This window comes from uncultured Piscinibacter sp. (genome assembly GCF_937952055.1).
Classification (GTDB): Bacteria; Pseudomonadota; Gammaproteobacteria; order Burkholderiales; family Burkholderiaceae_C; genus Piscinibacter.
This window is the reverse complement of the sequence record NZ_CALFYO010000033.1, coordinates 272,444-286,339: the sequence shown is the minus strand read 5'-3', so window position 1 is coordinate 286,339 and position 13,896 is coordinate 272,444. Positions and strand designations below refer to the sequence as shown.

Annotated in this window: 12 protein-coding genes; 3 read left to right on the top strand and 9 right to left on the bottom strand. The window is 68.1% G+C overall.

Going from position 1 to position 13,896, the window contains the following annotated elements; genetic code table 11:
• The first annotated feature begins 165 nt into the window (after positions 1–165).
• Entirely contained in the window at positions 166–1,482 is a 1,317-nt protein-coding gene (locus Q0599_RS25360) for a DUF2254 domain-containing protein (RefSeq protein WP_298826573.1), read from the top strand.
• A 65-nt stretch (positions 1,483–1,547) separates the two neighbouring features.
• Positions 1,548–2,897, top strand: a complete 1,350-nt coding sequence (gene nhaA / locus Q0599_RS25355) for a Na+/H+ antiporter NhaA (RefSeq protein WP_298826575.1) — start codon at positions 1,548–1,550, stop codon at positions 2,895–2,897.
• A gap of 113 nt (positions 2,898–3,010) precedes the next feature.
• On the opposite strand, the gene Q0599_RS25350 is transcribed toward nhaA, so the two are convergent.
• The 3 genes from Q0599_RS25350 to Q0599_RS25340 form a co-directional block, all read right to left on the bottom strand.
• On the bottom strand, positions 3,011–4,150 hold the full coding sequence (locus tag Q0599_RS25350; RefSeq protein ID WP_298826578.1) for a class I SAM-dependent methyltransferase: 1,140 nt from the start codon (positions 4,148–4,150) through the stop codon (positions 3,011–3,013).
• A 553-nt stretch (positions 4,151–4,703) separates the two neighbouring features.
• Entirely contained in the window at positions 4,704–5,024 is a 321-nt protein-coding gene (locus tag Q0599_RS25345; RefSeq protein ID WP_298826581.1) for a DUF1840 family protein, read from the bottom strand.
• A 131-nt stretch (positions 5,025–5,155) separates the two neighbouring features.
• Complete coding sequence (locus tag Q0599_RS25340) at positions 5,156–5,284, bottom strand: hypothetical protein (protein WP_298826584.1); 129 nt, start codon at positions 5,282–5,284, stop codon at positions 5,156–5,158.
• Positions 5,285–6,594: 1,310 nt separating this feature from the next.
• Between Q0599_RS25340 and Q0599_RS25335 the strand changes: the two genes are divergently transcribed.
• Positions 6,595–7,464: a class II aldolase/adducin family protein gene (locus tag Q0599_RS25335; protein WP_298826587.1), complete on the top strand. Its 870-nt coding sequence runs from the start codon at positions 6,595–6,597 to the stop codon at positions 7,462–7,464.
• 57 nt (positions 7,465–7,521) lie between these two features.
• Here the strand turns inward: Q0599_RS25335 and Q0599_RS25330 are convergent, their stop codons facing one another.
• Genes Q0599_RS25330 through Q0599_RS25305 form a run of 6 tightly spaced genes read right to left on the bottom strand, consistent with a single transcriptional unit; the run spans position 7,522 to position 13,886 of the window.
• A complete protein-coding gene (locus Q0599_RS25330; RefSeq protein WP_298826590.1) occupies positions 7,522–8,478 on the bottom strand; it encodes an N-carbamoyl-D-amino-acid hydrolase in 957 nt (318 codons plus the stop codon).
• Positions 8,479–8,487: 9 nt separating this feature from the next.
• The gene (locus Q0599_RS25325; protein ID WP_298826593.1) at positions 8,488–9,720 is read right to left on the bottom strand and encodes a Zn-dependent hydrolase; all 1,233 of its coding nucleotides are present in this window, start codon (positions 9,718–9,720) and stop codon (positions 8,488–8,490) included.
• Positions 9,717–10,943 (bottom strand): diaminopropionate ammonia-lyase, encoded by a 1,227-nt coding sequence (locus Q0599_RS25320; protein WP_298826597.1) that lies wholly within the window; start codon positions 10,941–10,943, stop codon positions 9,717–9,719. The genes Q0599_RS25325 and Q0599_RS25320 overlap by 4 nt, the downstream gene beginning before the upstream one ends.
• On the bottom strand, positions 10,940–11,956 hold the full coding sequence (locus Q0599_RS25315) for an ABC transporter ATP-binding protein (protein WP_298826599.1): 1,017 nt from the start codon (positions 11,954–11,956) through the stop codon (positions 10,940–10,942). Before Q0599_RS25315 ends, Q0599_RS25320 begins: the two co-directional genes overlap by 4 nt.
• 2 nt (positions 11,957–11,958) lie before the next feature.
• Complete coding sequence (locus tag Q0599_RS25310) at positions 11,959–12,996, bottom strand: ABC transporter ATP-binding protein (protein ID WP_298826602.1); 1,038 nt, start codon at positions 12,994–12,996, stop codon at positions 11,959–11,961.
• 2 nt (positions 12,997–12,998) lie between these two features.
• On the bottom strand, positions 12,999–13,886 hold the full coding sequence (locus Q0599_RS25305; protein WP_298826604.1) for an ABC transporter permease: 888 nt from the start codon (positions 13,884–13,886) through the stop codon (positions 12,999–13,001).
• Positions 13,887–13,896 lie beyond the last annotated feature (10 nt).

The following is a 13,896-nucleotide window of genomic DNA, read 5'->3' as shown; positions in this document are numbered from 1 at the left end:
TTGGCGAGACGCCGAGACCAACAGTCCGAGGCTGCGCCGTTGGTGCGACTTGGCGGTTGCGCACGATCAATGGCAGTCCCGCGTAGGGCGGCACGGTTTCGGATACGCTGGCGCCATGCTCGAAACCCAGAGCGCCGCTTGCTCCGAGCAGTCTCCATCGCTTCGATGCCCGACCTGAACCGAATTCGACTGTTGTGGGGGCGTGTCCGCCAGACGCTGTGGTGGCGCCCGGCAGTCTGGAGCGCGGCGGCCGTGGGGGCGGCTTTCGCCTCGGCGCTGGCCGATCTCTGGGTGCCCTCGGACTGGCTGCCTCCGTTCCAGACCGAAGTGGTCGACGACCTGTTGCGCATCATGGCGTCCAGCATGCTGGCGGTGAGCACCTTCTCGCTGTCGGTGCTCGTCAACGCCTACGCGTCGGCCGCCAACGCCGGCACGCCGAGCGCGACCCGGCTGGTCGTGGCGGAGCCGCGGTCCCAAAAAGCGGTGGCGGTGTTCCTGGCCGCTTTCATCTTCTCCATCGTCGGCTTCATCGCGCTGGGAACGGGCCGCTACGGCGCGCCCGGCCGCATGGCGCTGTTCATGTGCACGCTGGGCGTGCTGGCCTGGGTCGTGGTCTCGTTCATGAGCTACATCGACGTGCTGACGCGTATCGGCCGCGTGTCGCACACCATCGAAACCGTCGAGCGCGCCACCGGCAAGACCCTCGGGCGCTATGCCCGGGCACCCCTGAGTGGCGCGCGCGCTGCCGCCGAGCCACCGGCCGGCGCCAAGCCGGTGCGCTCGACGCTCACGGGCCACGTGCAGTTCGTCGACGTGGACGCACTGCAGGCGCTCGCAGAAGGGTGCGATGGACAGGTTCACGTGAGCGCGAGTCCCGGGGACCTGGTGCACCCGATGTCGCCGCTGGCTTGGTTGCTGACGATGGCGGACGACGACGGTCGCGACGCCTTGGAAACTGGCGTGCGCAAGGCCTTCGTGATTGGGGCCGAGCGCACCATCGAGCAGGACGCCGCCTACGGGCTGATCATGCTGGCGGAGATCGCGCAGCGTGCGTTGTCGCCCGCGGTCAACGACCCCGGCACGGCGATCGCCGTGCTGGGCAGCCAGACGCGCCTGCTGGTGCAGACCTTCAGCGCGCCGGAGGACGCCGACGCCAAGGTCCGCGACCGCGTCACGGCCGCCCCGGCGTCACCGGCGGCGCTGGTGGCCATCGCCTACGAGCCGATTGCCCGCTGCAGCGCGGAGCAGTTCGACGTCATGCGGCAGCTGCTGCGCCATCTCGACGCGCTGGTTCACAACGCGCCGCCGGCCGTGGCGAAAGCGGCGCAGGAACTGGTGCAGCGGACCTTGGCACGGGCGGCGCGTGCCGGCATTGATGCGGCGGACTTGTCGCACTGGGACCAGGAGGCCCGTGCCCTCGGTCTCGCGCCCACGTCGCAGCTGACCCTTCACCTCGAAGAAACTGCGGCGCCGCGCAGCTGATCGGCCTGCGGCACGGGCTTCAGCCCTCCCGATCCTTCCGTTGCAATGCATCCCAGGCACTGACCATGAGTGAAGACCGAACCGTCACGACCGGAACCACTCAACTGCCGAAGGAACTGGTCGATCGGCTCACAAGACGGGTGACCCGGTTCTTTCGCATCGAGGCCGCCGGGGGAGTCGTTCTTCTGCTGCTCACGGTCGCCGCCCTGCTGATCTCCAACTCCCCCTGGGCGCACCAGTTCGAGCAGATCTGGGAGACGCCGATCGGTCTTCAGATCGGCACGTGGACATTCGCCCGCTCGCTGCGGGAGTGGATCAACGATGGGCTGATGACGCTGTTCTTCTTCGTCGTCGCATTGGAGCTCAAGCGAGAGCTGGTCCTGGGCGAACTGAACAAGCCGCGCGTGGCCGCGCTATCCATTGCCGCTGCGCTCGGTGGGATGCTGGTGCCGGCCGCGCTCTATCTGGTGCTGCAGTCGGGCCAACCGGGCCAAAGCGGCTGGGGCACCGTCATGGCAACCGATACCGCGTTCGTCATCGGCTGCCTTGCGCTTCTGGGATCGCGCATCCCGCAGAGCCTGCGCGTGTTCATGCTCTCGCTGGCGATCGTCGATGATCTCGGTGCGATTCTTGTCGTCGCCATCGGCTACAGCAGCCACGTGGCCTGGGGCGCGCTCGCCTTGGGCGCGCTCGGCATCGTGCTTGTTCACGGGATGGCGTTGATCGGCATACGAAGTCTTGCGCTTTACTCCTTGGCGGGCGCTTTCATCTGGCTCGCGGTGGACGCATCGGGCATCCACGCAACGCTGACTGGCGTGGTACTGGGGTTGATGACGCCGGCCCGCAGATGGGTCACCGACGAGCGTCTTTACGGCATCTTGAACCAGGTCGTAGCGCATCCAGCCGGCGACCACGGAAGCGGCGACACCAAGGGTCGTCAGACCTTGCAGATGGCCGAGATCGCAGCGCGCGAGGCGCTGTCTCCGGTCGAGCGTCTGGAAATCCAGTTGCACCCGTGGGTCGCCTTCGTGGTCATGCCGCTCTTCGCGTTCGCCAACGCCGGCCTGCCGCTGTCTTCGGAGGGTCTCGGCACCTCCGTCACGCTGGCGGTGTTCGTCGGTTTCGCTCTTGGCAAACCCATCGGTGTCCTATCGTTCACATGGCTGGCGGTGCGCTCTGGCATCGCCGTGCGCTCCCCGGATCTGACTTGGAGATCACTGGCTGGCGGGGGGGTGCTCGCCGGAATCGGCTTCACGATGGCACTCTTCATTGCCAATCTGGCCTTCGACTCGAGTCTGGTCAACAGCGCGAAGCTGGGAATCTTCGCGGCATCCGTCCTTTCCGCGGTGGCGGGTGTTGCACTGCTCATGTCGTTGCCCGCGCATGACGGGCTTCTCGAACGGGAGGTGGGATGACATCGCGGCTCGGCGGAACGCCCGTCCGGGCGTGGCTTACCGGCGCCGACGCCAGCAAGTTGCGGTCAGCCACCGCCAGCTCGTCGGCCATGGACCTGGCGAGTCGCTCGCCATCAACGCGGATCGGCATCCGTGCCGTGCCCCTTGACGAACGTGACGTGGTAGCAGTTGATAGTTTCCTGCGCAGCCTCGAAGGTTTCTGCCGCGCCGCCCAGATAGAAAAGCCACGCCCGGCGGAAGGCTTCGTCAAATCGGGCGGGGTCTATCGAGCGAATGCGCTCCCAGTTCGTCTCGAAGTTCGTGAGCCAATGGACCACCGTGCGGTGGTAGTGGTACGACCGGTTCTCGATCGAGAGCAGGTTCAACCCATGCCTTTCCATCAGCGACAGCGTCTGTGCCAGGCTGGGAATGTAGCCGCCGGGGAAGATGTGCTTGATCGTGCAGTAGTTGGTGGGCCGCGCCTGCATGTTGAACGTGGCGGAGATCAGGCCGATGCCACCGGCCCGCAGCCCGAGGGCGATGCTGCGAATCCACGCCTCGTTGCAGTCGCGTCCCGCGTGTTCGTGCACGCCGATCGACACGAAGCGGTCGTACCGGCCGGGCTCGTCGGAGAGGTCGCGATGGTCCTTCTCGACAAGCGTGAGGTCGCCGCGGAAGCCCCGGGCCTGCATCAGCCGGCGCATGCCGTCGTTCTGGCTGGCGACGAGTCCATAGGCCGTCACCACGGCACCATACTTCCGCGCGGCGAGCATGGACATGTAGCCCCAGCCCGGGCCGACCTCGACCAGCCTGTCGCCCGGCTGCAACCGCAGCTTGCGGCAGATGAGATCGAAGTTGTCGTGCTGCGCCTGGTCGAGTCCGCGCGTCGCATCGGTCCAGAGCCCCTCGCTGTAACCGTACGTCTCGCCAAGCACGAGATGGAAGAACTCCATCGGCAGGCCGTAGTGGAAGGTGGCATTGCGCCTGGCCTGATCGCGATCCCGGTTGTTCTGGCGCCACTCGAGCCAGTGCCGCTTTAGGCACGTCAGCGGATGCTCGAACCGCCCGAACGGCCTGCGGTAGCCGAGGTGGATCAACCGGCGCAGGCCGTGCTCGCCGATGATGTCGACGTCGCCTCTGAAGTACGACTCGAGGAACTCGAAGACGCCGCCGAACGCCATCCGCCATTGCGCGGAGGTCTTGCGGAAGATGATCGTGATGTCCGGCTCTCCGAGCCGGCTGCTGTGGTGAACGCTGCCGTCGGCGAAGACCACCTTCAGGTGGTACTTCTGGCCCTCGGCCACGCTGTCGACGATGCGCCGAACCAGCGCCTGTGACAAGGATAGGCCGCCCTGCCGGGCGGCGCGCGAGGGCACAGTCGTCATCGGATCAGATCTTCCCCATACGCAACCGCCGCGACCATTTCTACCTTGGCCGCCGCGCCCCGGTCTTGACGGAGGTCAGTGCGTATCCTCGCCTTGACCACGGGCCCGGACTCGGTCCGCAGCGGATGGCCTGAGCCCAGCGTCTGCCACTGCGAGGAGGCGGCGGGTCGGTCCTTCTCGATGCATCGCACGATCGGCGTAGCGCGAGTCGCAGCCCGCCACACGGGCGCGGCAGAAGGGCCTGACGTCCGCGATCGCGTGCCGCGGCCCGCCAGCCTCACATCGACGCTCGCGCAGCGTGAAGATCCACGAACGCACCTTGCTTCCCGCGGTCATCGGACCCGCTCGGCATCGCCGACGTGCTGCCGTGCTCCGCACGACAACGGCCGGGGCCAGCCATGGCGTCGACGACCAACGGCGGCGGTCGAGCCCCGGGGCCGGATCAGGTGCCCGTGACGATAGGTTTCCGGGCCGCCTGGGCCCGCTTGATCATCTCCGTCAGCGGCCACGCCCTCTGGCGCAGGGTCATGCCGCCGTCTTCGGGTGGCGCCGCGCCCTCTCGGGCCGCATGCCCGGACAGGTCCTGCGCCGCGCTGTCACGTGCCACGGCTGCCTCGATCGCCTCAATCGCCACGGACCTGGCCGCAGGCTCGATAACGCCCCGGGTTGCCAGGGCGATGCCCATCGCGCGCGGCACCTCATCGCCGCCCAGGCCCAGCATGAGTACGTCGCCGGTGGCCTTGCACTGGGACTTGTAGATCATCGGACTGCCTCCAGACTTGGCCCCTGCAGCGGGCACAACACCGCGCTTTCGAACGCTCCGGTGCTTGAAACGACACAGCCTCGGCCCGTGCCGAGGCTGTGGTCCCTGTATCTCGAGCCACAAATCGACCATCAGGAGACGATCGTGCGCCCGTGGTGAGCGAACTCGATGTTTCCGTTGTGCCCGCCGCAGTGAACCACGCTCAGCCCGACCTGCGTGAACCCGCAAGTAGCCAGTTGCACCACCAGCTTGCGGTCCAACGGCGAGGTCTCGACGTCGAAGCCCGCCGAGCCGCGGTGAGCGGGAAAGTTGAGCTCAATGCCCGCTTTGCGGCAGTCAGATCCGCAGATGCTGAGTCAGCAGAGGGTCGGGATGATGAGTTCGCCGACGGCCAGACCGGTCACTCGACTTGCTCCAGCCGTAGTTTGTCGGCGTCACCGATCAACCGTTAGTGACCTACTGATTGCAGGGTCGTAGCCGACGCTGGGACTGAGAGACAGCCAAAGTCAGGATTCCGAGGTCCGCCGACTTCTTGCCGCCGAACGCGCACGGCAGCAGCCAGTCTGAAGCGGACGCACAATGCTGCGACGCCGTCCGGCTTTGCCGACGAGGTGAATGCGGGCACCCTTGGGTTCGGCGTCGAGTTCGTTGAGCTCGGAATGCCGCCCCCTCGGACGTCACACAACCATATTCGTCGTCGAGTTCCGAGGTAGCCCGCGCATGCAAGTAGCGCTCAAAGACGCTTTCAACGACAACACATTGACAGCCATCTGCTGTCATCTGTCAGACATTTTTCTCGCAAGTCGTTGATTTCATTGGGACTGATCGTCGGCTCGCATCTCGATGGCGAGGTAGCCCTGCACGTGCGGTCTCAATACGAGGACGCAGAGTCTGCCGCTGGCAACTACTCAACCCCTGCGGATCGACCGCTCTCGTCCCGCAAGTCGAGACCAAGGAGTGACGTTCAGAAGCGATCTGGTCTGCCACTTAGAGGTTCGGCACTTGCACCGACTCAACTGTGAGTGCACGAACTGAGTGGCCCCTCATTGCTCTCAGCCCGCATTTGCCAGATGGTCCGGTCCGTCGGCGCGAATCAGCGTGAAATGGGCGGGCAAGTCGACGGGATCTGACCTTGAATGGTTCTGATCCGTCGGACGATGCAGTCCCGCATCATCCCTGAAAATGCGCACTGCCTGTCCAGCTCCGACCGGTTGCTGACACAGGCGCCCACAGCGGCTTCCGATCGCTTTGCAGCGCTTGCCGTCCGCAGCCAACGCGGGCGGTACTCACGATCCCAGGCCGCTTGCGGCCATTCGTCCGGGACTCCGTGCGCAGGCGCCAACGCCCGCCATCGGACGTGCTGCGGGCGCTGACCCTGGCCATGACGATTGGAGCAGCGCGCGAGATCCCTTGCCGACTGTCGCACCGGCACGCGCGCGCGGCAGGTCACGAGCCGAACGCGACTTTCGACGTCTCAGTTCGTCCACCTTGTCTTCGCCGCATCGTGAACAGGTGGGCACGCCAGGACAAGAGGAAAGCACTACACGCGCCTGCTCGCGCTGGCCGGCGCTTGCGCGCTGCTCGCGCTGTGGCGCATCATCGGTGCCTTCGCTTTGCGCACTGCGTTGTCCCGGCGCAGCCCCCCCAGTTGAGAGCGGGCCACATGCAGACCACCGTCTCGATCAATGCCTTTGCCACCCGCGAGCCGCCTGTCTTCGAGACGAAGGAGGCCGAACGTCGGCACGTGCAGGAACGGCTCGCGGCCGCCTGTCGGATTCTGGGCCGCCGCGGACTGTCCGAGGGGCTGCTGGGCCATATCACGGTTCGCGATCCGCAGCGGGCCGACTGCTTCTGGGTCAACCCCATTGGCGTTCCGATGCACCGCGTCAAGGCCTCGCAGTTGGTGCAGGTCGACCACCAGGGCCGCGTCGTCCAGGGCGACGGTGCGGTCAACCCAGTCGGCCTGCTGTTGCACACGGCGTTGCACCGCGCAAGACCCGACGTGGCGGCGGTGTGCCACGCCCATGCATCCGCCGCGTCGACCTGGGCGGCGCTCGAACGCCTGCTCGATCCGATCACTCAAGATGCCAGCGTCTTCTATGGGCAGCAGGCCCTGATCCGCGAGCCGAGACTGGTACGCGACACCGCGTCCGCCGAGCGCTTTGCGCGCGCCTTTGGCGACGAGCGAGTGGCGATCCACGCGGGCCACGGCATCTTCACGACCGGCTCTTCGGTGGACGAGGCCGCCTGGTGGTTCGTGCTGATGAATCGCTGCTGCGATGACCAGCTGCGTGCGGAAGCAGCCGGCACGCCGACGCAGTACCCCGCCGAGGACGCAGGCTGGCTGGCGTCGACGCTCGGCTCGCCTCGCTTTGGCTGGCTTTCGTTCCAGACGCTGTGGGACGACATCGTCGCCAGCGATCCGGATCTCAGGGACTGAACTGGCGCCCGTGTCCCTGGATGGCCGCATGGCGTCCAGGCAGCCGTCTGCTGGGGCTCAATCCTGGGCCGGCGGCACCGCGCCCTTTCGCTCCACGATCATGCGGTACTGCGCGGGCTCGCGATGGCGGGCGAAATTGAAGGTGGTGTTCTTGTAGGACGCTGTGAGATCCAGGTCGCAGCGTGCGACGGCGAGTTCGTCGCCGGTGGTGGTGCAGGCGCCGACGATCTCTCCCGAAGGCGCCACGATGATCGAGTTGCCGATCTGCTCGACGCCCTCTTCGTTGCCGGCCTTGGCCACGCCCACCACCCAGGTGCCGTTCTGATACGCGCCCGCCTGCATCACCAGCTCGTTGTGGAAGTGCGAGAGCGCATCGTGCTCGGGCGCGGGCGGGTTGTGCACCGGCGTGTTGTAGCCGATGAGGATCATCTCGACTCCCTGCAGGCCGAGCACGCGATAGGTCTCGGACCATCGCCTGTCGTTGCAGATGGCCATGCCGAAGATGCCGGCCTTGCCTTCGCCGAAGTTCGCCCGGAAGGCCGGGAAGCCCAGGTTGCCGACCTCGAAGTAGCGCTTCTCCAGGTGCTGGAAGCGCCGCCACGGCTCGTGCTCCGCATGGCCGGGCAGGTGGATCTTGCGGTAGCGCGCGACGATGGCGCCTTGCTTGTCGACCGTGATGGCGGTGTTGAAGCGGCGCAGCCTCCCGCCCTCCTCCACCAGTTCGGCGTAGCCGAGGCAGAAACCCACACCGAGCGTGCGCGCCGCATCGAACAGCGGCTGCGTGTCCGGGCTGGGCATGGCGCGCTCGAAGAAAGCGTCGATGTCCTGCTGATGCTCGAAGTACCAGCGCGGGAAGAAGGTGGTGAGCGCCAGTTCCGGGAACACCACCAGGTCGCAGCCGTTGGACCGGGCGTCGCGCATCAGCGCGAGCATGCGCTCGACCACCTGGGCACGGGAGTCGCTGCGGGCAATGGGCCCGAGCTGGGCGGCGCCCACGGTGATGATTCTCGGCATGGTGGCTCCTCAGGCCGACAGTTCGAGCAGGGTGTGCAGCAGCACCTCGGCGCCGGCATGCAGGTGCGCGGGCGCCGTGTGTTCGGCCGGGTTGTGGCTGATGCCCTGGACCGAGGGCACGAAGATCATCGCGGTGGGACAGATGCGCGCCATCATCTGCGCATCGTGCCCGGCTCCTGAGCTCATGGGGCGGTGCGAATGGCCGAGCCGCTGCGCGGTGCGCGCGATGAGATCGGCCACGCCCGAGTCGAAGCGCACCGGCTCGAAGCGAGCCAACGGCCGGGTTTCGATCTTCACCCCTTCGTTCGACGCCAGCTCCGCGAGGAACTGCGCCAGCCGACGCTCGGCCTGCTGCAGCAGGCCCTCGTCGGTGTTGCGCAGGTCCACGGTGAGCCTGGCACGGGCGGCGATGACGTTGATCAGGTTCGGCTGCAGCGTCAGCGCGCCCATGGTCGCCACCTGGCTGCCGCCCATTTCGTCGGCCAAGCGGCGCAGGAAGCTGCCGATCGCGGCGGCGCAATAGCCGGCATCGTGACGCAGCCGCATCGGCGTCGTGCCGGCATGGTTGGACTGTCCGCGGATGTCGACTTCCTGCCACGAGATGCCCTGCAGGTCGCGCACGGCGCCGATGGTCACGCCCTCCGCGTCGAGCACCGGCCCCTGCTCGATGTGCAGTTCGACGAAGGCATGAGGCGTGCACAGGGGCAGTGGCGCCTCGCCCAGGTAGCCGATGCGCTCGAGCTCCGCGCGCAGCCCCGCGCCATCGATGGCGCGCGTGGCGTAGGCCTGCTCCAGCGGCAGGCCGCCCGCGTACACCAGCGAGCCCAGCATGTCGGGCTGGAAGCGCGCGCCTTCCTCGTTGGTGAACACACCGACCACCAGCGGGCGCCGTGTCGTCAGGCCCGCGTCGTTCAGGGCCTGCACCACTTCCAGGCCCGCCAGCACGCCGTAGTTGCCGTCGTAGCGACCGCCGGTGCGCACGGTGTCGATGTGCGAGCCGGTCATCACCGGCGCCAGGTCTTCCCGGCCGGGACGGCGGCCGAAGATGTTGCCGATGCCATCGACGGCGATCTGCAGGCCGAGTTCGCGCATCCATGCCACCACCCTGTCGCGCCCGGCGCGATCGTCGTCGGTCAGCGCGAGACGGCAGCACGCGCCTTCGGCGGTCGCGCCGATGGCCGCCAGACTGTCCAGGCGTTCCAGCAGGCGCGCCGGGTCGATGTGCACGGCGGCCGTGCTCACCTGAGCACGTCCTCGGCGCTGCGACCCACGACCTCGCGGTAGATCACCGCGTCGGTGTCTCCTTCGCTGCCCAGCAGCAGCACGCGCGATGAATCGTCCAGTGCCAGCGTCTGCCGCAGCGCCGGGTGATCGCGGGCGGCGAGCAGCGCGGCCAGACCGACGCCCCCGGTCTCGCCGGCCACCACCGGCGGGTCGCCAGGTGCCGGATCGGCGAGCACGCGCATCGCCTGCAGCGCATAGTCGTCGTCCACCGCCACCGCCACGTTGGCGCCGCTGTGCAGCACCTCCCAGGCCAGGTCCGACACTTCGCCGCAGGCCAGCCCAGCCATCACGGTGTCGAGGGCACCCCCGACGACGACCGGGCGTCCCGCCTGCAGGCTGCGATAGACGCAGTCGGCCCGGGTCGGCTCCACCACCACGAAGCGCGGGCGTCGTTCGCCCCAGCGTAGCCAGAAGGTGGCACACACCGCCGCCGCCAGCGCGCCGACTCCGGCCTGCGCGAACACATGCGTCGGCACCGGGCGGCCGGCCAGCTGCTGCACGATCTCGGCGCCCATCACGCCGTAGCCGCACATCACATCCAGGGGGATGTCGCGGTAGCCGGGGTACGAGGTGTCGGACACCACGGTCCAGCCTTCGGCCGCCGCAGTCGCAGCCGCATGGCGCACGGCGTCGTCGTAGTTGCCCTTCACCTCGCGCACCTCGGCGCCATAGCGGGCAATCGCGTCGCGCCGGCCCTGGCTGACATGTTCGTGCACATAGATCACGCAGCGGCAGCCGAACAGCCGTGCACCCCAGGCCACCGAGCGGCCATGGTTGCCGTCGGTGGCGCAGGTGACGGTCGCGCCGCGAACGACGTCGTCGAAGGCGCCCGACAGCAGATCGCGCGAGCTGACGTGCGCGAGACCGCGCGCGGACATGGCCTTGTGGCGCAGCACATTGGCCACCGCGTACGCGCCGCCGAGCGCCTTGAAGCTGCCGAGGCGGAAGCGGTCGCGCTCGTCCTTGTAGAGCAGTTCGCCCACTTCGAGCTGCCGCGCCAGCCCCGGCAGTTCCCGCAGCGGCGTCGCTGCATAACCGGGCCAGCTCGAGATCTCGGCCAGCGCGGCATCGAAGCCGGCGCGCGTCAGGCTGCGCGGCGGCCCGCCGTCATAGGGCAGCGCGGGCGCAGCGGCCGCCGGATTGGCGTAGGCGCGTGCTTCAGGGGTGCTGGTCATGCTCATGCCGCAGTCTGCTCCTTCTTGGGCATGGAGGCGGGCTGGCGCAGATGGCACGCCACCCATTGGCCCGCCTGCACCTGCTGCAGCGGCGGTTCCTCGCGCCGGCAGCGTTCTTCGGCGTGCGGGCAGCGGGTGTGGAAATGGCACCCGGGGGGAGGCTTCATGGGGCTGGGCACGTCGCCGCTCAGGACCCGGCGCTGCCTGCGCACCGTGGGGTCGGGCACCGGCACGGCGTCGAGCAAGGCTTCGGTGTAGGGATGCAGCGGCTGCGTGAAGATCGCCTTGCGCGGCGCGATCTCGACGATCTTGCCCAGGTACATCACCGCCACCCGGTGACTGATGTGCTCCACCACCGCCAGGTCGTGCGCGATGAACAGGTAGGACAGGTGGAACTCCTGCTGCAGGTCCATCATGAGGTTGATGACCTGCGCCTGCACCGAGACGTCGAGCGCCGACACCGGTTCGTCGCAGACGATGAGCCTGGGCTGCACCGACAGTGCTCGCGCGATGCCCAGACGCTGGCGCTGACCCCCGGAGAACTCGAACGGGTACTTCACCATCTGGTCCGGGCGCAGGCCCACGCGCTCGAACAGTTGTGCCACGCGCTCGCGGGTCGCCGAGTCAGAAAGGCTTTCGTAGTTGCGCAGCGGCTCGGCCACGATGTCGGCGGCGCGGATGCGCGGATTAAGCGACGAGTACGGATCCTGGAACACCGCCTGCAATTCGCGCCGCACCGGACGCATCTGCGCCTGGCTCAGGGCCTCGATGGGCTGGCCGCGCCACAGGATGCGGCCTTCGGTGGGATCCTGCAGGCGCAGGATGAGCTTGCCGGTGGTGGACTTGCCGCAACCCGACTCGCCCACCAGGCCGAGCGTCTCGCCGGCGGCGATGGAGAAGCTGACGCCGTCGACCGCGCGCACCTTGCCGCCGCTGCGGCCCAGCCAGCCCTGCTCGGTGGCGTAGTGCTTGCGCAGCCCCTGAACGTCGAGCAGCAGGTCCTTGGGGGTGTCTGCCATGTTCATGCGCTGCGAACCGCCTCGCGCGCCGACGCCGGTTCCGCGATCGGATGCCAGCAGGCGGCCTGGTGGTCGGGACCGAAGGCCTGCAGCGGCGGCACCTCGCTGCGGCAGCGCTCGCTGGCGTTCGGGCAGCGTGGCGCGAACAGGCAGCCGGGCGTGGCGTGCTTCAGCGACGGCACCATGCCGGGGATTTCGACCAGGCGCCTGGGGGCGGCCTCTTCATCGCCGACCGAGGTGCGGCTCAGGTGCGGCATCGATCCGAGCAGCCCGCGCGTGTAGGGGTGGCGCGGGTGCGCGAAGAGCGATTCGACGCCGGCCTCCTCCACCTTGCGCCCGGCATACATGACCACCACGCGCTGCGCCATTTCGGCCACCACGCCGAGGTCGTGCGTGATGAGGATGATCGACGCCCCCGTCTCGGCGCCGAGCTTGCGCATCAGCTCGAGGATCTGCGCCTGGATCGTGACGTCGAGCGCCGTCGTCGGCTCGTCGGCGATCAGCAGCCTCGGACCGCAGGCCAGCGCCATCGCGATCATCACGCGCTGGCGCATGCCGCCCGAGAGCTCGTGCGGATACTGCCGTGCGCGCCGCTCGGGCTCGGAGATCTGCACCTTGCGCAGACCCTCCACGGCCTGCGCCAACGCCTCGCGCTCGGACAGGCCGCGGTGCAGCACCAGCACTTCGGCCACCTGCTGCCCGATGGTCAGCACCGGATTGAGCGAGGTCATCGGCTCCTGGAAGATCATCGAGACCAGATTGCCGCGCACGGCGCGCATCTGCGCTTCGCTCAACTCGAGCAGATTGCGGCCGTCGAATTCGATGCGCCCGCCGGCGATGCGCGCCGGCGGCATCGGCAGCAGGCGCAGGATGGACATCGCGGTGACGCTCTTGCCGCAGCCCGATTCGCCGACGATGGCCAGCGTCTCGCCGGGCATCACGTCGAAGCTCACGCCGTCGACGGCGCGCACCACGCCGTCGCGGGTGTGGAAGTGCGTCTTCAGGTCGTCGACGCGCAAGAGAGGTCGAGGCTGCGCCATGCTCACATCCGGCGCGCCAGTCGGGGGTCGAGCGCATCGCGCATGCCGTCACCGAGCAGGTTGACCGACAGCACCGTGATCGACAGGAAGATTCCCGGGAACAGCAGGATGGTGCCCGCCACCTGGATGAGGCTGCGCGCCTCGGCCATGATGTTGCCCCAGCTCGGGATGTTGGGCGGCGTGCCTGCACCGATGAAGGACAGGATGGCCTCGGTGATCATGGCGGAGGCGCAGATGTAGGTGGCCTGCACCAGCAGCGGCGCCACCGTGTTGGGCAGGATGTGGCGCAGCAGGATGGCGGGCAGACGGGTGCCCGAGGCCGTGGCCGCTTCCACGTAGGGTTGCTCGCGCAGTGTCAGCACCAGCGAGCGCACCAGGCGCACCACGCGCGGCACCTCGGTGATGGCAATGGCGACGATCACGTTCTGCAGGCTGGCCTTGGTCAGCGAGATCAGCGCGATCGCCAGCAGCACCGACGGGATCGACATCAGCCCATCCATGACACGCATCACCACCGCGTCCAGCCAGCGCAGGTAGCCCGTCACCAGTCCGACGGCCAGGCCGATCACGCTGGCCAGCAGCGCCACCGCCAGGCCCACCGACAGCGACACCCGCGTGCCGTAGACCACCCGGCTGTAGACATCGCGGCCGATCATGTCGGTGCCGAACCAGTGTTCGGCCGACGGCGGCTTGAGGCGCCGGACAGGCGAAAGCGCCAGCGGGTCGGTCGTGCCGAGCCAGGGCGCGAACAGCGCCACGCAGACCATCAGTACCAGCACCACTGCGCCGGCAATGGCGGTGGGATGGCGGCGCAGCGCGTCCTTGAAGCGCAGCCAGGTCGGCGACACCGAGCGGGGCGCGATGATCACGGCTGAGGCGCTCGTCGACATGCTCATCGGC